Genomic DNA, 25,424 nt, shown 5'->3' with positions numbered 1-25,424 from the left:
TTGCCGGTGATTTTACCGGCGCTGCCTCCGGTCACTTCGGCCACTCATAATTCCGGGATGCTGTTCCTGCTCTCCCCCGCGAAGTCGCTCGACTACGACACCCCGGTACCCGCCGAAATCCCCGCCACCCAACCCCATTTCGAGTCCCCGCGCGGCCCCTCGGTCGAACTCATCAAGCTGCTGCGCGAGAAGTCGCCGCAGCAGATCTCCGAGCTGATGCACCTGTCGGACAAGCTCTCGGCGCTGAACGTGGCCCGCTACGAGGCCTGGTCGAGCAAGAGCACGCCCAGGAACGCCCGCCAGGCCGCCTTCGCCTTCGACGGCGACGTCTACGGCGGCCTGGACGCCCGCACGCTCACCCGGGCGCAGCTCGACTGGGCGCAGGACCACGTCTGCATTCTCAGCGGCCTCTACGGCCTGCTGCGCCCGCTCGACCTGCTGCAGCCCTACCGCCTCGAGATGGGCACCGCGCTGGCCAACCGCCACGGCAAGGACCTCTACGCCTTCTGGGGCTCGCGCATCGCCGAGCACCTGAACGAGCGGCTCGCGGCCGACCGCACGCCGGTGGTCGTCAACGTGGCCTCGCAGGAGTACTTCAAGTCGGTCGACAGGAAGGTGCTCAAGGCCCGTGTGGTCGAATGCGTGTTCGAGGAGTGGAAGGGCGACAAGTACAAGATCGTCAGCTTCTTCGCCAAGCGCGCCCGCGGCCTGCTGGCCCGATGGGCGGCGCAGCACAAGGCGGCGACGCCCAAGGCACTGGAAAAGTTCGACCTCGAGGGTTATGGTTTCGACGCTCAAGTGTCGACAGCCGAAAGGCTGGTGTTCAGGAGAAGGCTGGGATGACCCCCAGTCTTCGCGCACTTCGTGTCGCTTCGCCAACCCCCTTCCAGGGGGCAACACCGGCGGCCCGGCAAAGCCGGTTCCGCGGTGTTCCTGGCGCGAGCAGCGGTGGTTTCATGCGTCTTGAGTCTTGGCGCAACTTGGAGGTTTACTGAGATGTCGCAAGCGATCAGTCCGGAACTGCGCGAATGGCTGGTGGCCCAGCTCGCGGCCGGGCACTCGGTGCCGGCGCTGCGCGCGTCCATGCGCGCGGCCGGCTGGCATGACGCCGCCGCCGATACGGCGCTGGCCCAGCTCGAAGCCGGTTTTCCCAACGTCGAGGTGGCGCTGCCGCCCGTGCGCACCGAAATGCCCGGCCCCGACCTCGACGGCGCGCCGCTGTACCTCGATGCCGGCGACCGCCGCGTGCAGGTGCTGCAGACCATGCGCCATCCGCGCGTGGTGGTGTTCGGCAACCTGCTGTCGGGCGAGGAATGCGAGGGCCTGATCGCCGCCGCGCGGGTGCGGCTGGCGCGCTCGCTCACCGTGGAAACGCGCACCGGCGGCGAGGTGCTCAACGTCGACCGCACCAGCGACGGCATGTTCTTCGAGCGCGGCGAGAACGAGATCGTCGCGCGCCTGGAGCAGCGCATCGCCATGCTGCTGCGCTGGCCGCTCGAGTTCGGCGAGGGCCTGCAAATACTGCGCTACGCCCCCGGCGCGCAGTACCGCCCGCACTACGACTACTTCGACCCCGGCGAGCCCGGCACGCCCACCATCCTCAAGCGAGGCGGCCAGCGCGTGGCCACGCTCGTCATGTACCTGCAGGAGCCCGAGGGCGGCGGCGCCACCACCTTCCCCGACGTGGGCCTCGAGGTGGCGCCGGTGCGCGGCACCGGCGTGTTCTTCAGCTACGACCGGCCCGACCCCGTCACCCGCACCCTGCACGGCGGCGCGCCGGTGCTGGCGGGCGAGAAGTGGGTCGCCACCAAGTGGCTGCGCGAGCGCGAGTTCAAGTAGGCAAAAAGGAACCGATGAAAGTCACCGCCAACGGGCTGCAGATCGAAGTCGACGACACCGGAGGCGAAGGGCGCCCCGTCATCCTGCTCATCATGGGCCTGGGCATGCAGCTGGTGGCATGGCCGAACGGCTTCGTGCAGCGGCTGGTGGACGCGGGCTTTCGCGTGGTGCGCCACGACAACCGCGACATCGGCCTGAGCCAGGGCTTCGACCACGCGGGCACCGGCAACGTGGTGTGGCAGACCATTCGCCACCGGCTCGGCCTCAAGGTGCGCTCGGCCTACACGCTGCAGGACATGGCGCTCGATTCGCTCGGCGTGCTCGACGCGCTGGGCATCGCCCGGGCGCACATCGTCGGCGCCTCGATGGGCGGCATGATCGCCCAGCGCATCGCCGCCTTCGCGCCGCGGCGCAGCACCAGCCTCGTGAGCATCATGAGCTCCAGCGGCGCGCGCGGCCTGCCAGGGCCGCGCCGCGAGGTAACGGCCATGCTCATGCGCCGGCCCCTGGGCAAGAGCGAGGCCGAACTGGTGGCGCACAGCATCAGGCTGCTGCGGCTGATCCAGAGCCCCGCCTACCCGCAGACCGACCAGGAGCTGGCCGAGCGCCTGACCTTCAGCATGCGGCGTTCCTACCACCCGGCCGGCCTGATGCGGCAGATGCTCGCCATTGGCGCGGACGACGAGCGCCCCCAGGTGCTGCCACGCATCCAGTGCCCGGCGCTGGTGCTGCACGGCGACGCCGACGCGCTCGTGCCCATGGCCTGCGGCGAAGACACCGCCCGGCGCATTCCGGGTTCGCGTTTCGTTTCCGTACCCGGCATGGGCCACGACCTGCCGCCCGAGGTGTGCGCCATCCTCGCCAACCACATTGCACCGTTCGCGCACGCGGCCGAAGCCCGAGATCCAAAGCCATGAGCACAGACCACAACCCCAACACCCCCGAGCAATCGCAACTGGGCCGCGCCTCGGCCTACGCGGACCGCTACGACCCCTCGCTGCTGTTTCCCATCGCGCGCGCCACGCAGCGCGAGGCCATGGGCATCAAGTCCGGCGCCTTGCCCTTCTTCGGCGCCGACCTGTGGACCGCGTTCGAGGTGAGCTGGCTCAATGCGCGCGGCAAGCCGCAGCTGGCCATCGCGCACTTCACCATCCCGTGCGAGACGCCCAACATCATCGAAAGCAAGAGCTTCAAGCTCTACCTGAACAGCTTCAACAACAGCACCTTCGCCAGCATCGACGCCGTGCGCGAGCACCTGCGCACCGACCTCGCCGAGGCCGCCTGGCGCGGCAGCGACCAGTCGGGCGGCATCGGCGTGAAACTGCTCACGCCCGAGCTGTTCGACCGCGAACCGGTGCACGAGATCGACGGCCTCGACCTCGACCGGCTCGACATCGAATGCACCCGCTACCAGCCCGCCCCAGATCTGCTGAGCAGCGACACCACGCAGGTGCACGTGAACGAAACCCTCACCAGCCGCCTGCTCAAGAGCAACTGCCTCGTCACCGGCCAGCCCGACTGGGGCAGCGTGCAGATCCGCTACAGCGGCCCGCCCATCGACCAGGCCGGGCTGCTCGCGTACATCGTGAGCTTTCGCAACCACAACGAATTCCACGAGCCCTGCGCCGAGCGCATGTTCACGGACATCTGGAGCCGCTGCAAGCCGACCAAGCTCGCGGTGTATGCGCGCTACACGCGGCGCGGCGGGCTGGACATCAACCCGTTCCGCACGAGCTGGCCGCAGGCGCTGCCGGCGAACATCCGTACCGCGCGGCAGTAGACCGCCGGGGCTTTGCCGAAGCCCCTCTTCGGAAACCCGAAACCCGCGCCCGCCGCTCCTGTGGCATTCTGGATTCGCCCGCCGATCGCGCGGGCGAACATCCGGAGCACAGACAAGCATGGTTGAAGGAAAAGTGGTCGTCGTCACCGGCGCGGGCGGCGGCATCGGGCGCGACATCGCGCTGGCGATGGCGGCGCATGGCGCGAAGGTGGTGGTCAACGACATCGGCGCGGCGCTCGACGGCGAAGGCGGCAGCGCCGGCCCCGCGCAGCAGGTGGCCGACGAGATCCGCGCGGCCGGCGGGCAGGCCGTGCCCAACACCGACAACGTGGCCGATGCCGCCAGCGCCGCGCGCATCGTGCAATGCGCGCTCGACAATTTTGGCCGCATCGACGCGGTGGTCAACAACGCGGGCATCCTGCGCGACCGCTTCTTCCACAAGATGGCGGTAGACGAGTGGGACTCGGTGCTCAAGGTGCATCTTTACGGCTCGTATTACGTGAGCCGCGCCGCCGCCACGCACTTCAAGGAGCAGAACTCGGGCGCGCTGGTGCACATGACCTCGACCTCGGGCCTCATCGGCAACTTCGGGCAGGCCAACTACTCGGCGGCCAAGCTCGGCATCGTCGCGCTGTCGAAGTCGATCGCGCTGGACATGCAGAAATTCAATGTGCGCTCCAACTGCATCGCGCCCTTTGCCTGGAGCCGCATGATCGGCGCCATTCCCACCGACACCGACGAGCAGCGCGCACGCGTCGACAAGATCAAGCAGATGACGCCCGCCAAGGTCGCGCCGCTCGCGGTGTACCTAGCGAGCGACGCAGCCGGCGCGGTCAACGGGCAGATCTTCTCGGTGCGCAACAACGAGATCTCGCTCATCAGCCAGCCGCGCCCGGTGCGCTCCATCCACCGCTCCGAGGGCTGGACGCCGCAGAGCATCGCCGAGCACGCCATGCCCGCGATGCGCGCCAGCTTCTTCCCGCTGGACCGTTCGGCCGACGTGTTCAGCTGGGACCCGGTCTGAGGACAAACCCGCAGCAGTCCGGGCGCGGCTTCGGCTTCATTCGCCGGACAATGCGCGTTCCCTTCCTCCTTCGTGCCCGCGCCCGGTGAACCTGCACTTCGACCTGTTCGACCTGAAACTGTTCGTCTACGTGGCGGACGCGCACAGCCTCACGCGCGGTGCGGAAAAAGCCTGCATCTCGCTGGCCGCGGCTTCCACCCGCATCAAGCAGATGGAAGAGGCGGTGGGCGGCAAGCTGCTGCACCGCAGCGCGCAGGGCGTGACGCTCACTGCCGCGGGGCAGGCGGTGCTGTACCACGCCAAGCGCGTGATGCAGCAGATGGAGCACTTGCGCTGCGACATGCAGGACTTCGGCAAGGGCATCAAGGGCCATGTGCGGGTGTTCGCCAACACCACGTCGATCACCGAATACCTGCCGCAGAAGCTGGCCGGCTTCCTCACGCAGCACCCGGCCGTGCAGGTGGACCTGCGCGAATACCTGAGCGAGGAGATCGTGCGCGCGGTGGCCGACGGCGAGGCCGACATCGGCATCCTCGCGGGCGACGTGCACACCGGCGACTTCGACGCGCGCCCCTTCGGCAGCAACCAGCTCGTGCTGGTCGTGCCCACCACGCATCACCTGGCGGGCGCGCCCTCCGTGGCCTTCGCCGACACGCTCGACGAGCAGCACGTGGGCCTGCACCACGGCAGCGCCATCCACCGCTTCCTGCAGCGCCGCGCCGAGCTCGCGGGCCGGGGCTTCAACCCGCGCATCCAGGTGAGCAGCTTCGAGGCCATCTGCCTGATGATCGAAGCGGGCGTGGGGGTGGGCGTGCTGCCGGCGTCGTCGGCGCAGCGCCTGTCGATGGCGATGCGCATCTCGACCGTGGCGCTCAGCGATGCCTGGGCCGAGCGCGAGCTGAAGCTGATCGCGCGCAACCGCGAGCAGCTGCCGGCCTCCGCGCGCGAGCTGTTCGACCACCTTGTTTCGCACTGAGGGCGCGCACGCCATGTCCGCCGACCTGAAGTCGCTGCGCCTGTTCGTGACCGTGGCCGACCACGGCAGCATCAGCGAAGGCGCCAAGCGCTGCCACATCGCGCTTGCGGCCGCCAGCAAGCGCATCTCCGACCTCGAGGCCCGCGCCAGGCTGCCGCTGCTGGTGCGCCATGCGCGCGGCGTCACGCTCACTTCGGCGGGGCATGGCCTGCTGCTGCATGCGCGCGCCGTGCTCTCGGCCATGGACCGCCTCGGCGCCGAGTTCGACGATTTCCAGAACGGCGTGGCGGGCGTGGTCAGCATCACGGCCAACGCGTCGACCATCGCGCAGTTCCTGCCGGCGCAGATCGGCTCCTTCCTGCGGCTGCACCCGGTGCTGAAGATCGACCTGCAGGAGCGCGCCAGCACCGAGGTGGTCAAGGCCGTGCAGGCGGGCCTGGCCGACATCGGCGTGATCGAGAGCCACACGCCCGCCGAGGGCCTCGAATGCCTGCCGTACCGAAACGACGAACTGGCCGTGGTGATCGCGCGCGACCACCCGCTCGCGCGGCGCAAGCGCATCGGCGTGGAAGAGGTTCTGCGCTACGACCATATCGTGGTGCGCGAAGGCACCGCGCTGCACCGGGTGCTGCTGGCCGCCGCGCTGGAGGCGCAGGTGCCGCTGAAGGTGCGCATGCAGGTGGGCAGTTTCGACATGGTGTGCCGCATGGTGGAGCAGGGCGTGGGCATCGGCGTGCTGCCTTATGCGGCCATCCTGCCGCAGCTGCAGATACTGCGGCTGCGCTGCCTGAAGCTCGACGCGCCCTGGGCGCTGCGCCGCCACCTGCTGTGCGTGCGCAGGCAGCAGGACCTGACCGTGGCCGCGCGCTCCGTGCTCGAGCACCTCGGCCGGCCGGACTGAACGCGAGGGCGCGCCAGCCTTCGCGCCGCGCGAAGCCTCGCGCTCGCCAAAAACGAATTGTTCTCCCGTGGCCCGCGCGCAAAGATCGCGCAAACCAAAGGAGACACCCTTGAAGATCGTTCGCGTCAGCGCCACGCCGCTGAACATTCCCGTGACCATCGACGTGGTCGGCCTGAACAAGCAGACCTCGCTGTCGCTGTGCCTTACGGAGATCGAGACCGACACCGGCCTCGTCGGCCACGGCATGACCGCCATCACCGAGGAAGAAATCATCGCCGCCGCCGTGCGCGAAGTGGCCGGCCCCGCGCTGATCGGCGAAGACCCGATGGCCACCGAGCGCCTGTGGGAGAAGCTCTACTGGCTGCTCTCGCCGCGCGGCCAGACCGGCTATGCCAGCCATACCATCGCCGCGCTGGACATCGCGCTGTGGGACATCAAGGCCAGGGCGCTCGGCCAGCCGCTGTGGCGCCTGCTGGGCGGCGCGCGCGCCAGGGTGCCGGTGTACGCCACCTTCGGCTTCGGCTTCTTCGAGCGCGACCAGCTCGCCGCCGCCGCCAGGCTGTGGGTGTCGCAGGGCTTCCAGCGTTTGAAGATGACCGTCGGCAACCACGCGCTCGCACGCCGCGACGAGCCGCGCCCGCTCGACGAAGTCATTGCCGAGGACGTGCGCCGCGTGGCGGCGGTGCGCGAGGCCGTGGGCCCCGACGTGAAGCTGTACGTCGACGCCAACTGCGGCCTCGACCTGTTCCACGCCACCGAACTGGCGCACCGCATCGAGCCCTACGGCATCAGCTTCTTCGAGGAGCCGCTCACGCAGAACGACGTGCGCCAGATGGCCCAGCTGCGCGCGCGCACCCGCATTCCGCTGGCCTGCGGCCAGAACGAGGGCCTGGCCTTCCGCTTCCGCGACCTGCTGGTGAACCAGGCCGCCGACGTGCTGCAGCCCAACGTGACCATCTCCGGCGGCTACTCGCAGGTGCTGAAGATCGCGGGCATGGCGCAGGCCTTCAACGTGCCCATCGACAACGGCGGCGCCTGGCCCTTCCACAACATGCACCTGCATGCGGGCGTGTCGAACGGCGGGCTGGTCGAGTACCACTACGTGGCGGTGCAGATGCTCAAGCAGATCTTCGACGGCCTGCCGGTGCCCGACCAGGGCTGGCTCACGCTGCCCGAGACGCCGGGCCTGGGCTTCGCTCCCAATGCCGACCGCGTGCGCGAGCTGGCGAAGCTGCCGACCTCGCACGGCAAGGGCAAGGCCTGAGCAGCCGGCCGGCGATTCCGACCAAGACAACGGAGACAAGATGAAAGCCAGACAAGCGATTCGACCCAAGCGCCGCCATGCACTGCGCGCGATGGCGGCCCTGGGCCTTGCGGGTGCCTTTGCCCTTGCGGCGCCCGTGGCCCGCGCCCAGAAATACCCCGACAAGCCGATCCGCCTCGTGGTTGGCTATTCGGCCGGCGGCGGCGTGGATGCGGTGGCCCGCCTGCTCGGCGTGCGCCTGTCGGCCGTGCTGGGCCAGCAGGTGCTGGTGGAGAACCGCACCGGCGCCACGGGGCTCATCGCGGCCGAGTTCGTCGCCAAGGCGCCGCCCGACGGGTACACGCTGATGATGGGCGACAGCGCCTTGCTCATCGCCAAGCTGCTGCAGCCGAAGATCGGCATCGATCCGCTCACCAGCTTCAAGCCGGTGGCGGGCGCGTTCATCTCGCCGCTGATGATCGTCGCCAACAACGACTTCCCCGCGAAGACGCCCGCGGAGCTGGTGAAGGAGCTCAAGGCCAATGCCTCGCGCTATTCGTATGCCACGTCGGGCGTCGGCACGGTGCAGCACCTGGGCTTCGAGATGCTCAAGCAATCCACCGGCAGCTCGGTGGTGCATGTGCCGTACCGCGGTGCCGCGCAGATCGTGCCGGACGTGATCGGCGGGCAGATTCCCCTTGGCGTGGTGAGCGCGACTGCGGGCATGGCGCAGGCCAAGGCGGGCAAGCTGCGCGCGGTGGCGCTGATGAACACGGCGAAGCTCGAAGGCGCGGAGAGCGTGCCGCCGCTGGCCGATGCGTTGCCGGGCTTCGACGTGGCGCCGCGCATCTTCGTGCTGGCGCCGGCTGGCACGCCGAACGAAGTGGTCGAGCAGCTGTCGGCTGCGGTGAAGTCGGTGCTCGACACGCCGGAGGCCGGTGCTGCTGCCGCGGCGCAGGGCACGCTGCGTGCCTATTCAACGCCATCGCAGCTTGGGAAGGACATGGCTGCGGAGACTTCGCGGTGGAAGAAGATCATTTCTGACCAGCGCATCGTGGCTGAGGGGAACTGAGGTTTTTTTTGTTCGGGGCTCGCTCACGCCGGCGGGGTACCTTGCTCCGCGAATGTCCCCCGGGGCTTCGCCCCTCCTCCTTTATTTCGCTGCGCAAGGTACCCCGCCAGCGTGAGCGCTCAGAGCACTGGCTGATCGGCGGCTAACCAGCGGCGTGCCTTGTGCACAGGACACCGGGTGCTGCCCGCAGCGAAATAAAGGAGGAGGCCGCAGGCCGGGGGACATTCGCGGAGGGGAGTACCCGGTGGCCTGTGCACACGCCCCGAAAGACCCACAAACAAAACACGAAACACTGAAATGACAACACCCCACCTCGGCCTGATAGTCCCCCCTGCAGCCGGCGCAGTGCCGGTGGATGGCCCGCTGCTCTACGGCGAGCGCATCCGCTTCAGTGCCAAAGGCCTGGGCCTTGGAGAGATTTCCACGCGCGGTTATCTGGATGTCATCGACTCGGTGGTCGAGAAAGCCGTCGCGCTCAAGGAAGAGGGCGTGAGCGCGGTCTCGCTCATGGGCACCTCGCTGAGCTTCTTTCGCGGCGCGGCCTTCAACCGGGAGCTCGAAGCGGAGATGACGCGCGCCACCGGATTGCCCTGCACCACCATGAGCAACGCCATCGTCGGTGCGCTGCGTCACCTCGGCGTGCGGCGCGTGGCGGTGGCCACGGCGTACATCGATGAAGTCAACCAGCACCTGCGCAAGTACCTGGAGCAGAGCGACTTCGAGCCTCTCGCGCTCGAAGGCCTTTCCATCTCCGACGTGAAGGCCGTGGGCGAAGTGCCGACCCGGGTGCTGGTCGATTTGTGCCTGAAGGTGTTCGAAGCCCAGCCCGGCGCCGACGGCATCCTCATCTCGTGCGGCGGGCTGGTCACGCTCGATGCCGTGCGTGAAGTCGAAGCCCGGCTGCGGGTGCCCGTGGTGTCGAGTTCGCCCGCCGGCTTCTGGGACCTCGTCGGTACCGCGGGGCTCGACCCGCGCGTGCCCGGCCAGGGGCGACTTTTCGCCTGAGCCGCTTCAGCCGATCAGCCAGCGCCCCACGCGCGGCGTATCGGCCAGCTTCCAGACCTGCTCGCACAGCGCCTTCGCCTCGTCGGCGGTGGCGCCTTCGCCGTAGTGCACCAGGCGCTGCATCTTGTCCTCGATCTCCGCGCGGTCCAGGCTGTTGCCGGGGTCGCCCTTGGGTTCGTCCACGCGGCCCTGCAGCCTGCGGCCGTCGGCGGTGTGGACGCTGACCTTGCCGATCCAGCGCGCCGGGTAGGCGGTGTCGACCTCTTCGTCGAGCTCCATCGTCACCTTCTCGCGGAATGCCGAGACCTCGGGCGCGAGGAAGTCGCGGTCGAACTCGCCCAGGCCTGCGCGGCCGTGCACGGCGATCAGGCCCAGCACGGTGCCCATCGAGAACTTGCCCTGGTGCACCGTGGCCGGCACCTCGACGCGGCCCAGCACGTCGATGGCGCCTTGGTGCACGTGTGTGGTCACGCGCGACACGTCGGCGGGCTTCAGGTTGTTCTGCTGCATTACCTGCAGCAGCGCATCGGCGGCGGGGTGGGTGTGGCGGCAGGAGGCGTGGTATTTGAACGAGGTTTCGGCCAGCGTCCAGCGCGTGCCGAGGCCGTCGGTGAGCCTGGCCGGGTCGGCGTCCCTCGACATGCCGACGCCCAGGCCTTGCGCGCCTTCGAGGATCTTCGCCGCGCCGGTGAAGCCGTCCTGCGCGAGGTAGGCCGACATCAGCCCGCTGGCCGCCGCGTGCGCGCAGTGCAACTGCTTGGAATCGGCCGCGTCGCGCAGGAACTCCCACACGCCGGCGGATTGCGTGCCGGCCGAGCCGAAGGCGTGCAGCATCTGCTGCGGCGTGAGTTCCAGCAGGCGGCCCACTGCAGCAGCCGCCGCGAGCGTGCCCGCGGTCGCCGTCGTGTGGAAGGTCTTGTAGTGCGAGCGGCCGAGGAATTCGCCGACGCGGATGCCGACTTCATACCCTGCGACCACGGCCGTGAGCAACTGCGCGCCGCTCGCACCGATGCTCTGCGCCACCGCGAGCGCGGGCGCGATGACGACGGCGGCCGGATGGAACACCGAGCCGTTGTGCACGTCGTCCTGCTCCACGAAGTGCGAGGCCGCCGCATTCACCAGCGCGGCGAACAGCGGCGAGCTGGTCTGGCGCGAAGTCAGTATTTCGCTGGGGCCTTCCGCGGGGCCCATCATCCGGGCGAAGCGCTCGATGCTGCGCACGGGCCGCGCCGTGCGGGCCGCCAGCACCGAGCCCAGCCAGTCGAGCATCAGGTCCTCGGTGCGGCGCAGCACGGGGGCGGGAATGTCGGCGAACTGCAGTTCGGCCGCGAAAGTCGCGAGCACCTTGCTCGGATGGTCGGCAACGGCGGATGTCATGAATGGATCCTTTCGTGGAATGCCGCGGAACCGGCTTTGCCGGGCCGCAGGCGTTGCCCCCTGCAAGGGGGGAGGCGAAGCGACACGAAGTGCGCGAAGCCTGGGGGTTAGTCAAAAGGAACGGGGGAGGCCGAGCATGTGTTCGGCCACGTAGCTCAGGATCAGGTTCGTCGAGATCGGCGCCACCTGATACAGCCGCGTCTCCCTGAACTTGCGCTCGATGTCGTATTCGCACGCGAAGCCGAAGCCGCCATGGAACTGCAGGCAGGCATTGGCGGCCTCCCAGCTCGCCTTGGCCGCCAGGTACTTCGCCATGTTGGCCTGCGCGCCGCAGGGCTGGTGCGCATCGAACAGGCGGCAGGCCTCGTAGCGCATCAGGTTCGCGGCTTCCACTTCGATGAAGGCCTCCGCAATCGGAAACTGCACGCCCTGGTTCTGCCCGATGGGCCGGCCGAACACCACGCGTTCCTTGGTGTACTTCGTCACGCGGTCGATGAACCAGTAGCCGTCGCCGATGCACTCGGCGGCAATCAAGGTGCGCTCGGCGTTGAGCCCGTCCAGGATGTACTTGAAGCCCTGGCCTTCCTCGCCGATCAGGTTCTCGGCCGGGATCTCGAGGTTCTCGAAGAACAGCTCGTTGGTCTCGTGGTTCACCATGTTCAGGATGGGCTGCACCGTGAGCCCCTTGCCGATGGCCTCGCGCAGGTCGACGATGAAGATCGACATGCCCTCGGACTTCTTCTTCACGTCCGCCAGCGGCGTGGTGCGCGCCAGCAGGATCATCAGGTCGGAGTGCTGGATGCGCGAGATCCACACCTTCTGGCCGTTGACGACGTAGCGGTCGCCCTTCTTCACGGCGGTGGTCTTGATCTTGGTGGTGTCGGTGCCGGTGGTGGGCTCGGTCACGCCCATCGACTGCAGGCGCAGTTCGCCGTTGGCGATCTTCGGCAGGTAGTTGCGCTTCTGCGCCTCGCTGCCGTGGCGCAGCAGCGTGCCCATGTTGTACATCTGGCCGTGGCAGGCGCCCGAGTTGCCGCCGCAGCGGTTGATCTCTTCCATGATGACCGAGGCCTCGGTCAGGCCCAGGCCGGAGCCGCCGTACTCCTGCGGAATCAGTGCCGCCATCCAGCCGGCCTTGGTGAGCGCGTCGACGAACTCGGCGGGGTAGCCGCGCGCCTCGTCGATCTTGCGGAAGTAGGCATCGGGAAACTGCGCGCACAGGTCGCGCACGGCGTCGCGGATGTCGGGGTAGTTCTTGTCGTTGGCGTTGTTCATCGTTCTTTGCTCAGTCCTGGCGCGGGCCGCCGGCTTCCTTCTCCACGCGTTGCCAGATCTCCACCGCCATCGGGTCGTCGATCTCTTCCAGGATATGGCCCACGAGGCCGATGGCGCGCGCCATCACGCCGAAGCCGCGAATGATCTTCCAGGGAAAGCCGAACTCCGCCGCGATCGCGCCGATGGCACCCGTGGCGTTGATCGGCAGCGACTTGCCCGACACCCGCTCGGCTTCTTCCTGCACCGCCTGCATCAGCGCGACATAGTGGCTGGAGAGCCCGTTCTCCGCCGCGATCTGGAACAGGCGCGGCGTGCGCGGGTCGATCGGCTTGTGCAGCGGATGGCCCAGGCCCGGCACGATCTGCTTGCGCGCGCGGTGGTCGGCCACGATGTCCTTCGCCATGTCTGCGAGCGGGCGCGTGGGTTTCTCTCCGAAAGGGATCGCTTCGTAGAGCATCCTGGCCGCGCCTTCGGTGCTGCCGACGAATACCGTGCCAAGGCCGCAGAGACCGGCTGCCACGGCCGCCTGCAGCGCTTCGGGAGCGCCCGCATAGGTAAGGCGCGCCGCCAGGGCGCTGGGCGTGATGCCGTGCTCCACCAGCGTGACGACGATGGCATTGAAGGTCACCGACTCCTGGGGCGTCGGGATGCGCCCGGTCAGCTCCAGGAAGGCCATGTCGCCCAGGTTGAGGTGGCCCAGGATTTCCGAAGGCAGGTCGCGCCCGCGCACGGTGATCCTGTCGGGCGTGCTGTGGCCCAGCTCCGTATGCAGGGATTTCTTGATCTTGGTGGTCATGCGCCGAATCTAGCCCCGCCTCGCGCGGGGTGGCTCTCTGATTGCGAAACCCTCCCTTCGGCAAATGCAAATGCTCGGCGGCAGGGTCTTCGGGCACGCTGCGGCGATGGACCTTGAATCACTTTCGGCGGTGCGCGAATCGGCGCTCGACTACTTCGTTCGCAGCCGCGCCACCCAGCGGCGGCGCCAGCGCATGGAACAACCGGATGCCGACGAGGCCGAAGGCTGGCGCGACATCGCCGCGCTGGGCTGGCCCGGCATGCTGGCGCCCGAATCGGCCGGCGGCCTCGCGCTGGGGCTGGCCGGTGCGGCGGAAATTCTGCGCGCGGCCGGCGAGCACGCGGCGCCGGAGCCATTGCTGGCCGTGGCCGGTCTGAGCGCGCTGCTGCTGTCGGCGCTGCACACCCCGCGCGCCGATGCGCTGCTGGCCCAACTGGTCGCGGGCCGCAGCCTGCCGGCGCTGGCGTGGCAGGAGAGCGCGGGCGACCTCAGCGCGGTGCCGCTGGCCTGCGGCTGCGAAGCGTTGGCGGGCGATGCCGGCGGCGTGCTGCTGCAGGGCGAAAAGCTCATGGTGCTGCCCGGCGCCGCCGCCAGCGGCTGGCTGGTGTCGGCGCGTGGCGAAGACGACGCGGTGCTGCTGTGGGTGCCGCGCGGCACCGTGGGCGTGAGCGAAACGCCGGTGCCGCTGGTCGACGGCAGCCAGGCGTCGAACCTGCGCTTCGAGCAGGTCAGGCTGCCGGCCGACGCGGTGCTGGCCGAGGGCCCGGCCGCGCAGGAGGCGCTGCGCCGGGCGCTCGCGGGCGGGCAGATCCTGCAGTCGGCCGAGCTGCTGGGCGCGGGGCAGGCCATGCTCGCGCAGACGCTGGCCTACCTGCGCACGCGGTCGCAGTTCGGCAAGCCCATCGGCAGCTTCCAGGCGCTGCAGCACCGCTGCGTCGACATGTTCATCCACCTCGAAGTGGCGAAGTCGACGCTGGACGAAGTGCTGGCGCAGGTGGTGCAGGAACCGACGGCAGAGCGCATGGAGGCCGAGGCCAGCCGCGTCAATGCGCGCTGCACGGCAGCCGCGCTGCAGGCCTCGCGCGCATCGGTGCAGCTGCATGGCGCCATCGGCTACACGCAGGAATGCGACCTGAGCCTGTTCTACAAGCGCGTGCTGTGCCTGTCGGCCTGGCTGGGCAATGCCAGCGCGCACCGGCACCGGCATGCGTCGCTGTCGCGCGATGCGGAGGCAGCAGCGGGCACTGCGCAGTGGCAGGGCGAATTCCCCCGCACCGCCGACTGGGCGGCGATGCCCGAGGCCGATTTCCGCCGCATGGTGCGCGCCTTCCTGCAGCAGCGCTATCCGCAGCAGCTTCGCTACCTGTCGCACCGCGCGCGATGGAGCGAGATGCGCGAGTGGTATCTCACGCTGTCGGCGCAAGGCTGGATCGCGCCCGCATGGCCGCAGGCGCACGGCGGCATGGGCCTGCCGGCCGACAAGCTCATCGCGTGGATCGAGGAGCTGGAGCAGCACGGCGTGGCGCGCGCGCCCGACCAGGGCATCGTGATGATCGGCCCGCTGCTCATACAGCACGGCACGCCTGAACAGCAGCAGCGCTTTCTGCCGCGCATCCTCAGCGGCGAGCATGTGTGGTGCCAGGGTTACTCGGAGCCCAATGCCGGTTCGGACCTCGCGGGCCTGCGCACCGAGGCGATGCCGGCGCGCGACGCGCAGGGCGAGCACTTCGTGGTCAACGGCCAGAAGATCTGGACCACGCTCGCGCAGGACGCCAACCACATCTTCATGCTGGTGCGCACCGACAAGGACGCGCGCAAGCAGGAGGGCATCAGCTTCCTGCTGTGCGACCTGCGCACGCCGGGCATCACCATCCGGCCGATCCGCACGCTGGCCGGCGAGCCGGAGTTCTGCGAGGTGTTCTTCGACAACGTGCGCGTGCCGGCGGAAAACCTGGTCGGCAGGCTGCACGGCGGGTGGACCATCGCGAAGGCGTTGCTGGGCTTCGAGCGCATCTTCCTGGGCAGCCCCAAGCAGTCGCAGTACGCGCTGGGGCAGCTTGCGCGGCTGGCGCAGGCGCGGCGGCTGTTTGCCGACCCGGTGTTCGCGCAGCGCTTCGCGGCGCTGCGGCTCGACGTGCTCGACTTGTCGGCGGCGTACACCGGCTTCGCGAACATCGTGCGGGCCGGCAAGCCGCTGCCCGCGTCGGTGTCGCTGCTGAAGATCTGGGCCAGCGAGACCTATCACCGCATCGGCGCGCTGCTGGTCGAGGCGGCCGAAGAGCAGGGCGCCGTGGCCGGCGACCAGGTGCTCGACGGGCAGAGCTTCAACGTGCTCTCGCCGCTCATCGGCTCCACCGCCGCAATGATCTACGGCGGCACGAACGAGATACAGCGCAACATCCTCGCGCGGCAGGTCCTCGATTTGCCTGCATGAGGCTCGCCCCCAGTCTTCGCGCACTTCGTGTCGCTTCGCCAACCCCCTACCGGGGGCAACACCTGCGGCCCGGCAAAGCCGGTTCCGCGGTGTTTCACGAAAGAACAGTCCTGCCTGGCTTTCGAGCCTGACTTGTAGATCAACAACAGGAGACAACGCTCATGACATCGACTCACTTCTCGCGCCGCCAACTCATGGCCGCGCTGGCCGGCGGCGCGGCACTCGGCGCACTTCCGCACCGCGCCTTTGCGCAGCAGCCATTGCCGCCGCTCATCAAGCTGGTGGTCGGCTATTCGGCCGGCGGCCCGGTGGACGGCGCTGCGCGCCTGCTCGCGCCCGCGCTGAGCCAGGCGCTGGGCACGCAGGTGATCGTGGACAACCGACCCGGCGCGAGCGGCTCGCTCGGCGGCGACGCGGTGGCCAAGGCCGCGGCCGACGGCACGATGCTGTTCTTCGGCGCGAGCCCGACCATCACCATCAACCCCAACGTGCAGCGGCACATGGCCTTCGACCCGATGAAGGACCTCGTGCCCATCGCGCCGCTGGTGGACTACACCAACGTGCTCGTCATCAACAACGACGTGCCGGTGCGCAGCGTGGCCGAGCTGCTCGAATATGCGAAGGCGCGGCCCGGCAAGGTGTTCTACGGGTCGGCGGGCGTGGGCGCGTCGAACCACCTGAGCGGCGCGCTGCTCGAGAAGATGGCCGGCGTGCAGCTCACCCATGTGCCGTACAAGGGCAGCGCGCCCGCGCTGGCCGACGTGATGGCGGGCACGGTGACGATGATGTTCGACATCATCGCGACCTCCAAGCCCTTCATCCAGTCCGGCAAGGTGCGCGCGCTGGCCGTCACCTCGCGCCAGCGCAACCGCATGCTGCCGGAGGTGCCGACCATGATCGAGTCGGGCGTGGCGGGCTACGACGTGGGCGGCTGGTTCGGCCTGTACGGCCCGGCGCGCATGGACCCGGCACTGGTCGCGCGCATGAATGCCGCCGCGCAGAAGATGCTGGCGCGCGAAGACATCGCGAGCCGCCTGCGCGAGCAGGGCTACGACGTGTGGTCCGGCGCGGCCGACCTGCTCGCTACCAAGGGCAAGTCGGACCGGCAGCTCTGGGCCACGGCGTCCAAGGGCATCGAGGCGGAATAGGCGATGCGGCAATCACGCATTCACGAGCTGCTGGAGGCCCGCGCGGCACGCACGCCGGAGGCAGTCTTTCTTTTCGAGCCCGGCGCCACGACCACCTACGCGGCGCTGCAGGCAATGGCCGAGACCGCCACGCAAGACCTGCTGGACGCCGGCGTGCGCCCGACCGACCGCGTGGTGCTGGTGGCCGAGAACTGCGCCGCGCACATCGCGCTGCTGATGGCGTGCAGCCGCATCGGCGCATGGTCTTGCGGCGTGAACGCGCGCATGTCGCCGGGCGAGATCGCGGCGATCGTGGAACGGGCGGACGCGCGCCTTTGCTGCTTCACCACAAGCGCTTCGCAGGCGGCCGAACAGCACGCCCGGCGCGCCGGTGCGGTGCCGTCCTCGCTTGCGGGCGTGATGCGCTCGGCCACGCGCGAAGAAGCACGCACCGAACCCGACCCGGCGCTGGCCGACACCGCCGCCATCATCTTCACCTCCGGCACTTCGGGCACGCCGAAGGGCGTGATGGTCTCCCACCGCGGGCTGCTGCACTTCGGGCGGGTGTCGGCCGGCGTGAGGGCGCTGAGCGAGCGCGACCGTGCCTACGCCTTCCTGCCGATGACGCACATCTTCGGCATCGGCACCGTGCTGATGGCCGCGCTCACCGGCGGCGCTTCGCTGGTGCTGCGCGGCAGCTTCTCACCGGCCGACATGCTGCAGGCGCTGGCGCACGAGCAGGTGTCCAACCTGCTCGGGCCGCCGACCATGTACGCGCGCCTGCTGGCCCACATCGACAGCGAGCGCGTGGTGCCGCGCTTTCCGCATCTGCGCTACGTGTACACCGGTTCGGCACCGCTCGACCCCGCGCTCAAGCAGCGCGTGGAGCGGCTGTTCGGCCAGCCGCTGCACTACGGCTACGGGCTTTCGGAATATGCGGGCTCGGTGTTCCTCACGCGCACGGAAGCCCCGCGTTCGGACACGGCGGCCGGCCATGCGGTGGAGGGCGGCGAGGCCCGCATCGTGTCGCTCGAGGGGCATGACGTGCCGCAAGGCGACACCGGCGAGATCTGGCTGCGCGGGCCGGGCCTCATGCTCGGCTATTTCCGCGACACGGCCGCCACCGCGCAGGTGATGCGCCCCGGCGGCTGGTACGCCACCGGCGACCTCGGGCGCTTCGGCTCCGACGGCGCGCTGTTCGTGGTCGGCCGGCTGAAGGAAATGATCATCCGCTCGGGCTTCAACGTGTATCCGGCGGAGGTCGAGGCGGTCATCGGCCGTTTCGGCGGCGTGCACCTGTGCGCGGTGGTCGGCGTGCCGGAGGCGGATGGCAACGAGCAGGTGGTCGCCTTCGTGGAGCTGGAGCCGGGTGCGGTGCTCGATGAGGCGGCGCTGCGCGCGCATCTGGTGGAACACCTGTCGCCCTACAAGCGCCCCTCCCGCATCGAGGTGATCGACACCATGCCGACCACCCCCAACGGCAAGCTGCTCAAGCGCGAACTGCAGGCGCGGCTGCGCGCAGCGTAGGCAGGTGTGCCGCCGGGCGCTTCGCGTTTTCCTGCAAGCGGGTGCGCCGCAGTCCTTCCACGCGCCTCCGGGGCGCGCCGCATCGTGGTTCCTTCTACAAAGGAAATCACCATGGCCGATGACTTGAGCAAGCGCGGGCCGCCAGACGCCGCCCGCATCAACGTGAACGAGGCGCACGAAGTGCGCTACTGGACCCAGACGCTGGGCGTGACCGAGGCGCAGTTGCGCTCTGCCATCGCCGCCGCCGGTGTGCTGGTGAAGGACGTGCGCACCTACCTGGGCAAGCCCTGAGGCTCGTAGGCTCGCTCCTACACCCGGCGCGGTAGCCGGGCACGATACTTGTTACTCCCTCTCGTTTCAGGAAGTACCCGTGACCGTGCCGATGAACCCCACGCCTCTGGCAGCCGCGCAATGAAGTCTTCTCCCAGTGCGCGCAGCTGGATCGCCGCAGGCGTGCGCCACGAACTTCTCACCCGAGCCCTGCCCGCCCTGCGGCATGACATGGCGGCGCCGGTCTCGGTGATCCGCATGGCGCTGCTGATGCTCAAGCGGCAGGTCAGCGCAGCCACCGTCGATGCCGCCGCCTGCGAAGAGCGCGTGGCGCTGATCGACAACCAGGTGGCCGAACTGGTCAGTGCCATCCGCTCGCTGCGCGACTGGGAACTGGCGACCACCGACGACGGCATCGCCCGCAGCGCGCTGGTGGCGCAATGCACGACCTTGATGCGCGCGGCCTTCGACCTGCACGGCGTGACGCTCGACATCGACCCCGCGCTCGAGCCGAGCGAGGACGAGCAACGCTGGCCCGCGGCGGCGGCCTTGCGCTATCTGTTCCTCGGCGTGCTGGGCTACCTGCACGACAGCGCCGACGAGGCCGGCACGATCCGCGTGCAGGCCGAAGGCGCCAATGCGCTGAGGCTTTCTGCAATGCCTCGCGAAGCGGGCGCCACCGACGCCGTGCTCGATGCGCATCGTGCGCCGCGCGCGCTGGCCATCGATGCCGTCGCGCTGCAGAACCTGGCGGAAGACCTGGGTTATGTCGTCGCCGTGGACGGCGACAGCGTGCGCTTCGCGCTCGCCACCGCGGCCTGAAGGTTCCTTCCGCCTCGGCGGCTGTTGCCCGCCGCAGCACGCGCCTGCGCTTGCCGGTGCGTGCGCAGGAAGGCCTGCAGCCGGCGTTCGGCCGCATAGAGCCCGCGTGAAGGCCGCGCGGTCTTGCGGCCCGCGATCTTCTCGAACAGCGCGGTGGCGGCGTCTTCATCGTTGTCCGACAGCGCGCTGCCCAGGGCCAGCACGGCCGGGTGCACATAGGCCTTCTTGCAGACCGCCGGCGTGTTGCCGAGCTGCTTGGCGACTGCCGCGAGGATGTCCTTGGCGCGGTAGCGGGTGCCGTCCGCCGCGCTGCGCCCCGGCTCGCAGGCCAGCCGGGTGAGCTCCAGGGCCTGCACCGTGCCGTGCCAGGTGCGGAAGTCCTTGGCGGTGAAGCGTTCGCCGGGCGAGGCTTCGGCAAGGTAGTCGTTCACGTCGGTGGACGACACGCTGTGCAGCTCGCCGTCTTCGCCCGCGTACTGGAACAGGGCCTGCCCGGGCAACTGCTGGCACTGCCGCACCACCTTGGCCACGCGCGGGTCTTCCAGCCTGGCCTCGTGCATCACGCCGCTCTTGCCCTTGAAGCGCAGCCGCAGCGCGGTGCCGTGCACGTCCACATGCCGGTTGCGCAGCGTGGTGAGGCCGTAGGAGCCGTTGCTGCTTGCGTACTCTTCGTTGCCGATGCGCAGCAGGGTGGTGTCGAGCAGGCGCACCAGCGCCGCCAGCACCTGGCTGCGGTCGGGCGCCTTGTTTTTCCTGTCGGCTTGCAGGTCGCGCGCCACGCGGGCGCGGATGCGCGGCAGCGCGAGCGCGAAGGCTTCGAGCCGCTCGAACTTGGTCTCGTCCTTCATTACGCGCCAGTCGGCGTGGTAGCGGTACTGCTTGCGCCCGCGCGCGTCGATGCCGGTGGCCTGCAGGTGGCCGTTGGGCAGCGGGCAGATCCAGACCTGGGTGTAGGCCGGCGGAATGGCCAGCATGCGGATGCGCGAGATTTCGTCCACGTCGCGCAGCCATTGGCCCTTGGCGTCGCGGTAGCGAAAGCGCGTGCCGTGCTTCAGGCGGCGAATGCCCGGCATGTCGGGGTTCACGTAGACCAGCCCGTTGGCGATGGGCGTGGGCTTCGACGGCGGCCGCGCGGACGGCTGCGACACGGGAGAGGTGGAAAGAACAGTGGCCGGCATGGGGTTTGCGTGGTGGTACGCACCGTTTTTGCCAGCGCCGACAATCACGGCCTGTAGGACGCCGCAAATGCGGGCCGTCTGTTCTTTCCCTTATCGAGCTTCTCCATGTCTTCTCGCCCTTCGTCCTTCCGTACCTGCTGGCTCCTGCTGCCGGCAACCGCGCTGCTTGCCGCGGGCTGCGCTTCCACTTCTACCTCTACCTCTACCTCTACCTCTACCTCTACCTCTACCTCCACCTCCACCTCCACCTCCACCGCCGTTCCGGCCACGGCTTCCGCACCGCCCGTGAAGGTCAAGGTTTTCGTCGCCGCCATGTTCGAGATCGGCCAGAACACGGGCGACCGTGCCGGCGAGTTCCAGCACTGGTACGAGCGCTACTGGAAAGACGCCAAGCCCATCGCCGTGCCCGGCGCGCTGCAGCCCGTGTACTGCAACACCGACGGCGTGTGCGGCGCGGTGCTGGGCATGGGCAAGGTCAACTCCTCGTCGTCGATGCAGGCCATCCTGCTGAACCCGCGGCTGGATTTTTCGCAGGCCTACTACGTCATCTCCGGCGTGGCCGGCACGCCGCCCTCGCGCGGCACCATCGGCGAAGTGAACTGGGGCACCTGGCTGGTCGACTACGACCTGGGCCACCGCTGGGCGCCTGAAGAAAACAAGCCTGGCGAACCGACCTTCATGCCGCGCAAGGGCTACGAGGAATACCGCCGCTTCCAGCTCAACCCCGACCTCGTGCGCTGGGCCATGAGGCTGTCAGCCGACACGCCGCTGAAAGACTCCGAGTCGGCCCGCAAGTACCGCCTGCGCTACCCCGACGCGGCGGCCCGCCGCGCGCCCTTCGTCGGCACCGGCACCCACATGACGGGCGACACCTTCTTCCACGGCCCGGGCATGTCGAAGCAGGCGCAGTACATCGCCAAGCTCTACGGCGCGGACGACTACGTCATCACCGAGATGGAGGCCGCCGCCATCACGCTGGTCATCAAGCGCACCCACGGCACCGACCGCGTGATGAGCCTGCGCGGCGCGGTCAACTTCGACCAGGGCAACCCGAAGGAAACCACGCTGCAGCACCTGGACCCCGCCCCCGGCGAAACGGCCGGCGGCTTTGCGGAGACGGTGGAGAACATCGAGCGCGTGGGCAGCCGCGTGGTCGACCACATCGTGGCCAACTGGCCGCAGTGGCAGGGCGGCGTGCCCAAGCCCTGAGCCTGCCTGGTCAGGGCCGCGCCGGCTGCAGGTGCCAGGTCACGGTGAAGTCGAAGGGCGTCCAGCGGCTCACCGTGACGCCCGCCTGCCGCAGGCCGCGGCCGATCCAGGTGTTGCAGGTCTCGAAGAGGTTGTAGGCGCCCTCGGCTTCGTAGAAGGCGTCCTGGCTGTCGTAGTGCGCGCCCGCGATGGGTTGCGCCGGCCCCGGCGGCAGGCTCGCACGCACATGGCCGACGAGCTGCGCGTACCGGGCCTGCGACAGCGGCAGCTCGAATGCGCCGCGGCCCAGTTGCCCGCGCCGCAGGTAGCTCACGTGCAGCAGCGAGCGGTTGCCGCCCGACAGTGCCCCGAAGGCGCGCGAGACCGTCAGGTCGCCCCAGGTGGGCGTGTTCAGGTAGAACTCGCGGTCGCCCCAGCCGATGGCGATGAACTCGGCATCGGGCGGCGGCGCCTTGAAGTCTTTCAGCGGGAACACCTGCAGCCAGTCGATGGTGGCCGAGCGGACCGGGAACACGTAGTCGGTGTGCACGCCGTTGCTCAGCACCCAGGCCTGCACTTCGGCGGGTACATCGCCCGCCGGCTTCGCGCCGTTGGCCGGCCAGAACACCAGCGCGCACGCGACCGCGACATACAGCCCGATCAGCGAGGCCAGCCCCAGCAGTGTGAATGCTGTGTTCCGGAGCCAGCGTTTCAGCATGGTGGTGGCGCCCGTCAGAAGAGAGAGGCCGTGGTGGCCACCGGCTCCGATGCCGCGCGCTGCGCGCCGCCGGCAGGCGCCAGCGCCTCGGGGCTGCCGGCCTTGGCCAGCGCGCCCACGCGCACGCCCAGCAGCCGCAGCGGGCGTTCGAGCGGCACGCGCTTCAGGCATTGGCCGCCGGTCTGGCGGATGGTCTTGGCGTCGGCGGTGAAGTGGCCGATGGTCTGGTCGCGCGTGGCAATCTTGAAGTCGTCATAGCGCAGCTTGATGCCGATGGTCTTGCCCACGTAGCCCTTGCGCTGCAGGTCGGCGGCCACCTGCTCGCACAGCCTGGTGAAGATCGCGCCCAGCTCGGCGCGGTTGCGCACCGCGTGCAGGTCGCGGTCGAAGGTGGTCTCGCGGCTCATCGACACGGGCTCGCTCTCGGTCACCACCGGGCGGTCGTCGCGGCCCCAGGCCACCTCGTGCATCCAGGCGCCGGTGGCCTTGCCGAAGTTGGCGATGAGCCAGTCGCGGTCGCGCGCCGCGAGCTGGCCGACGGTCTCGATGCCGAAGCGCTTGAGCTTCTCGTCGGCCTTGGGGCCGATGCCGTTCACCTTGCGGCAGGGCAGCGGCCAGATGCGCGATTCGAGGTCGTCTTCATAGACCACCGAGATGCCGTTGGGCTTGTTGAATTCGCTCGCCATCTTGGCGATGAGCTTGTTGGGCGCCACGCCGATGGAGCAGGTCAGCCCGGTCTCGCTGAAGATGGCCTTCTGCAGCAGCCGCGCCAGCGAGCGCCCGCCGTCGCGCTGGCCGCCGGGCACGTCGGTGAAGTCGATGTACACCTCGTCCACGCCGCGGTCTTCCATGAGCGGCGCGACTTCGAGGATGACCTGCTTGAAGGCGCGCGAGAAGCGCCGATATTCGTCGAAGTCCACCGGCAGGATGATGGCCTGCGGGCACAGCTTGGCGGCCTTCATGAGCCCCATGGCCGAGCCGACGCCGAACTGGCGCGCGGGGTAGGTGGCGGTGGTGATGACGCCGCGGCCGGTGTAGTCCTTGAGCCTTGGAAACGAGTCGACCGGAATGTCGGCCAGGGTGCCGCCCTCGGGCAGGTCGCGGATGGCCTCGTCCACCCGCCGCCGGCCGCCGCCGATCACCACGGGCAGGCCCTTGAGCTGCGGGTAGCGCAGCAGCTCGACGGACGCATAGAAGGCGTCCATGTCGAGGTGGGCGATGCGGCGGATTCGCGGGGCTGACGGGGGCTGGGAACTCACGGCAACGATTGTCTCGCGGGTGGGACTGTCTTGCCTGTCGAGGGGCGCTTTTGGGGGCGCTTTCAGGGCGTGTGCACAGGCCGCCGGGTACTCCCCTCCGCGAATGTCCCCCGGCCTTCGGCCTCCTCCTTTATTTCGCTGCGGGGAGCACCCGGCGCCCTGCGCACGATGGACGCGGCTCTTGTGCTGGCAGATCAACCGGTGCTCTGAACGATCACGCCGACGGGGTACCTTGCGCAGCGAAATAAAGGAGGAGGGGCGAAGCCCCGGGGGACATTCGCGGAGCAAGGCACCCCGTCGGCGTGAGCGCTACCCTGAAAAACCGTCAGCGCGTCTCGACGGTCCTGAGCAACGGCGACTCGAACATCGCCACCGGAGAGATCACCGGCTCGTCCATCGGCACCTTGTCGCCGTAGCGCTCGCGCATCTTGGCGCGCACCGCCGGGTCCGTCAGGTTGAATTCGCGGATCTTCTGCAGCTCGCCGATGCGCACGCCCAGCGCGCGCTGGTAGAGCTTCCACACGAGTTCGGAGCAGTAGATGCGATGGTCCGACCATTCGAACGTCAGGTCGTAAGGGCGGCCCTCGAAATCGGTGGTGCGGGCGCGCAGCGTGGCCACTGCGCCCGGCGTCAGCAGCCGGTCGGCATCGCGCAGCCGCTTGACCACGTAGTGGCCGCCATTGCCGCGCGCGGTCCATTGTGCGAGCGGCGTGTAGCGCACCGTCGACACCGCCTCGAACACGTAGGGCTTTCCGCCCCGCATCAGCACGATGCCCATGTGGCTGTAGCGCGAGCCGGTGGCACGCTGCACCGCCACGCTCTGCGCCGAGCGCGAGGTGTGGAAGACGATGTCGCCGTCTTTCAGCGCGGCTGCGGCATGGCCGGCGCCGCAGAAGAAGACGGACAGGAGCAGCGCGAGCGCCGCGGGGAGCTTGGTCATGGTGCCCGGCATTGTCCGGCATGCATCGGCGGCCATTTTTCTTCGGCCATGACGAAGGGACAAGGCTTGCGCACCGCAGCATGCCGGTCCATCATCCGCGCCATGCAAACCGTTGCCTCCATTCTCTGGCGCAGGCTCGACGCACCGGGTCACGACGCCTGCCGCCTCGAACGCAATGCCTCGGCCTGGCAACTCGACGGTGCCGCCGTGTTCCGCATGGAAGACGGCCGCATCGGCCAGCTGCACTACCGCGTGCGCTGCGACCTGCACTGGCACACCCAATGGGGCACCGTGCGCGGCTGGCTCGGCGGCTCGGCCATCGACCTGTCGATCACGCGCGACGCGCGCGGCCACTGGAAGCTCAACGACGAAGCCGTGACCGACATGTCGCATTGCGTCGATCTGGACCTGGGCTTCACGCCCGCCACCAACTTGCTGCAGCTGCGGCGGCTCAACCTCGAGAAGGGCGAGAGCGCCGACGCCCCGGCCGCGTGGCTGGACCTGGACGGCGGCGTGCTGAGCGAACTGGCGCAGCGCTACGAGCGGCGCGGCGAAGCCGAGTACGCCTACGAGGCAAGGCGCTTTGACTACAGCGCGGTGCTGGTCGCCACGCCCGACGGTTTCGTGAAGGACTATCCGCGTCTCTGGGCCGAAGGCTGAACGGCGCGGCCGC

General features: G+C 69.1%; 25 protein-coding genes. 17 read left to right on the top strand and 8 right to left on the bottom strand.

Annotated features, from left to right (window positions below; genetic code table 11):
• Positions 1-57 precede the first annotated feature (57 nt).
• From yaaA to QRN67_RS13785, 10 genes are all read left to right on the top strand, one after another.
• Positions 58-843: a peroxide stress protein YaaA gene (yaaA, locus tag QRN67_RS13830; RefSeq protein WP_106935376.1), complete on the top strand. Its 786-nt coding sequence runs from the start codon at positions 58-60 to the stop codon at positions 841-843.
• Between the two features lie 153 nt (positions 844-996).
• Positions 997-1,839, top strand: a complete 843-nt coding sequence (locus tag QRN67_RS13825; RefSeq protein ID WP_081265765.1) for a 2OG-Fe(II) oxygenase — start codon at positions 997-999, stop codon at positions 1,837-1,839.
• Between the two features lie 14 nt (positions 1,840-1,853).
• Entirely contained in the window at positions 1,854-2,756 is a 903-nt protein-coding gene (locus QRN67_RS13820) for an alpha/beta fold hydrolase (protein ID WP_106935374.1), read from the top strand.
• Positions 2,753-3,619 (top strand): NADPH-dependent 7-cyano-7-deazaguanine reductase QueF, encoded by an 867-nt coding sequence (gene queF / locus QRN67_RS13815; RefSeq protein WP_285412207.1) that lies wholly within the window; start codon positions 2,753-2,755, stop codon positions 3,617-3,619. The genes QRN67_RS13820 and queF overlap by 4 nt, the downstream gene beginning before the upstream one ends.
• Positions 3,620-3,737: 118 nt before the next feature.
• A complete protein-coding gene (locus QRN67_RS13810; protein WP_285412206.1) occupies positions 3,738-4,643 on the top strand; it encodes an SDR family NAD(P)-dependent oxidoreductase in 906 nt (301 codons plus the stop codon).
• An 85-nt stretch (positions 4,644-4,728) separates the two neighbouring features.
• Positions 4,729-5,619: a LysR family transcriptional regulator gene (locus tag QRN67_RS13805; protein WP_285412205.1), complete on the top strand. Its 891-nt coding sequence runs from the start codon at positions 4,729-4,731 to the stop codon at positions 5,617-5,619.
• A gap of 13 nt (positions 5,620-5,632) precedes the next feature.
• Entirely contained in the window at positions 5,633-6,520 is an 888-nt protein-coding gene (locus tag QRN67_RS13800) for a LysR family transcriptional regulator (protein WP_081265770.1), read from the top strand.
• Positions 6,521-6,629: 109 nt separating this feature from the next.
• A complete protein-coding gene (locus QRN67_RS13795) occupies positions 6,630-7,784 on the top strand; it encodes a mandelate racemase/muconate lactonizing enzyme family protein (protein ID WP_106935370.1) in 1,155 nt (384 codons plus the stop codon).
• 40 nt (positions 7,785-7,824) lie between these two features.
• Entirely contained in the window at positions 7,825-8,835 is a 1,011-nt protein-coding gene (locus tag QRN67_RS13790; protein WP_285412204.1) for a Bug family tripartite tricarboxylate transporter substrate binding protein, read from the top strand.
• Between the two features lie 297 nt (positions 8,836-9,132).
• Positions 9,133-9,840, top strand: coding sequence for an arylmalonate decarboxylase (locus QRN67_RS13785; RefSeq protein WP_285412203.1), 708 nt, complete (start codon positions 9,133-9,135; stop codon positions 9,838-9,840).
• Between the two features lie 6 nt (positions 9,841-9,846).
• Here QRN67_RS13785 and QRN67_RS13780 read toward each other — a convergent pair whose 3' ends face one another.
• The 3 genes from QRN67_RS13780 to QRN67_RS13770 all read right to left on the bottom strand — a co-directional run bounded on the left by QRN67_RS13780 (position 9,847) and on the right by QRN67_RS13770 (position 13,288).
• Positions 9,847-11,217 (bottom strand): MmgE/PrpD family protein, encoded by a 1,371-nt coding sequence (locus QRN67_RS13780; protein WP_285412202.1) that lies wholly within the window; start codon positions 11,215-11,217, stop codon positions 9,847-9,849.
• A 111-nt stretch (positions 11,218-11,328) separates the two neighbouring features.
• Positions 11,329-12,492 carry an acyl-CoA dehydrogenase family protein gene (locus tag QRN67_RS13775; protein ID WP_106935366.1) on the bottom strand — a complete coding sequence of 388 codons (1,164 nt, stop codon included), beginning with the start codon at positions 12,490-12,492 and terminating at the stop codon, positions 11,329-11,331.
• Positions 12,493-12,502: 10 nt separating this feature from the next.
• On the bottom strand, positions 12,503-13,288 hold the full coding sequence (locus QRN67_RS13770) for a citryl-CoA lyase (RefSeq protein WP_106935365.1): 786 nt from the start codon (positions 13,286-13,288) through the stop codon (positions 12,503-12,505).
• 106 nt (positions 13,289-13,394) lie between these two features.
• Between QRN67_RS13770 and QRN67_RS13765 the strand changes: the two genes are divergently transcribed.
• The 5 genes from QRN67_RS13765 (at position 13,395) to QRN67_RS13745 (ending at position 19,468) form a co-directional block, all read left to right on the top strand.
• Positions 13,395-15,722 (top strand): acyl-CoA dehydrogenase family protein, encoded by a 2,328-nt coding sequence (locus QRN67_RS13765; protein ID WP_285412201.1) that lies wholly within the window; start codon positions 13,395-13,397, stop codon positions 15,720-15,722.
• 161 nt (positions 15,723-15,883) lie between these two features.
• Positions 15,884-16,870, top strand: coding sequence for a Bug family tripartite tricarboxylate transporter substrate binding protein (locus tag QRN67_RS13760; RefSeq protein WP_081265777.1), 987 nt, complete (start codon positions 15,884-15,886; stop codon positions 16,868-16,870).
• A 3-nt stretch (positions 16,871-16,873) separates the two neighbouring features.
• Positions 16,874-18,376: a class I adenylate-forming enzyme family protein gene (locus tag QRN67_RS13755; protein WP_285412200.1), complete on the top strand. Its 1,503-nt coding sequence runs from the start codon at positions 16,874-16,876 to the stop codon at positions 18,374-18,376.
• Positions 18,377-18,487: 111 nt separating this feature from the next.
• Entirely contained in the window at positions 18,488-18,667 is a 180-nt protein-coding gene (locus QRN67_RS13750) for a DUF3606 domain-containing protein (RefSeq protein ID WP_081265779.1), read from the top strand.
• 120 nt (positions 18,668-18,787) lie between these two features.
• The gene (locus QRN67_RS13745; protein ID WP_285412199.1) at positions 18,788-19,468 is read left to right on the top strand and encodes a hypothetical protein; all 681 of its coding nucleotides are present in this window, start codon (positions 18,788-18,790) and stop codon (positions 19,466-19,468) included.
• Here QRN67_RS13745 and QRN67_RS13740 read toward each other — a convergent pair.
• Both QRN67_RS13740 and QRN67_RS13735 read right to left on the bottom strand, forming a co-directional pair.
• Positions 19,411-20,646 carry a DNA topoisomerase IB gene (locus QRN67_RS13740; protein ID WP_285412198.1) on the bottom strand — a complete coding sequence of 412 codons (1,236 nt, stop codon included), beginning with the start codon at positions 20,644-20,646 and terminating at the stop codon, positions 19,411-19,413. The genes QRN67_RS13745 and QRN67_RS13740 overlap by 58 nt on opposite strands.
• Before the next feature lie 44 nt (positions 20,647-20,690).
• On the bottom strand, positions 20,691-20,942 hold the full coding sequence (locus tag QRN67_RS13735; RefSeq protein ID WP_285412197.1) for a hypothetical protein: 252 nt from the start codon (positions 20,940-20,942) through the stop codon (positions 20,691-20,693).
• Between QRN67_RS13735 and QRN67_RS13730 the strand changes: the two genes are divergently transcribed.
• Positions 20,932-21,855: a purine-nucleoside phosphorylase gene (locus tag QRN67_RS13730; RefSeq protein ID WP_285412196.1), complete on the top strand. Its 924-nt coding sequence runs from the start codon at positions 20,932-20,934 to the stop codon at positions 21,853-21,855. The genes QRN67_RS13735 and QRN67_RS13730 overlap by 11 nt on opposite strands.
• Before the next feature lie 10 nt (positions 21,856-21,865).
• On the opposite strand, the gene QRN67_RS13725 is transcribed toward QRN67_RS13730, so the two are convergent.
• The 3 genes from QRN67_RS13725 to QRN67_RS13715 all read right to left on the bottom strand — a co-directional run bounded on the left by QRN67_RS13725 (position 21,866) and on the right by QRN67_RS13715 (position 24,751).
• Entirely contained in the window at positions 21,866-22,552 is a 687-nt protein-coding gene (locus tag QRN67_RS13725) for a TIGR02117 family protein (RefSeq protein ID WP_285412195.1), read from the bottom strand.
• A 14-nt stretch (positions 22,553-22,566) separates the two neighbouring features.
• A complete protein-coding gene (dinB, locus tag QRN67_RS13720) occupies positions 22,567-23,757 on the bottom strand; it encodes a DNA polymerase IV (protein WP_106935360.1) in 1,191 nt (396 codons plus the stop codon).
• 379 nt (positions 23,758-24,136) lie between these two features.
• A complete protein-coding gene (locus tag QRN67_RS13715) occupies positions 24,137-24,751 on the bottom strand; it encodes a YiiX family permuted papain-like enzyme (protein WP_285412194.1) in 615 nt (204 codons plus the stop codon).
• A 102-nt stretch (positions 24,752-24,853) separates the two neighbouring features.
• On the opposite strand from QRN67_RS13715, the gene QRN67_RS13710 reads away from it, so the two are divergent.
• The gene (locus QRN67_RS13710) at positions 24,854-25,411 is read left to right on the top strand and encodes a putative glycolipid-binding domain-containing protein (RefSeq protein ID WP_081265858.1); all 558 of its coding nucleotides are present in this window, start codon (positions 24,854-24,856) and stop codon (positions 25,409-25,411) included.
• The last annotated feature ends 13 nt before the right edge of the window (positions 25,412-25,424 follow it).

The organism is Variovorax sp. efr-133-TYG-130 (genome assembly GCF_030208835.1).
Lineage (GTDB): Bacteria > Pseudomonadota > Gammaproteobacteria > Burkholderiales > Burkholderiaceae_C > Variovorax.
Note: the sequence above shows the minus strand (reverse complement) of the source record. Positions and strands in the feature narration are given on the sequence as shown.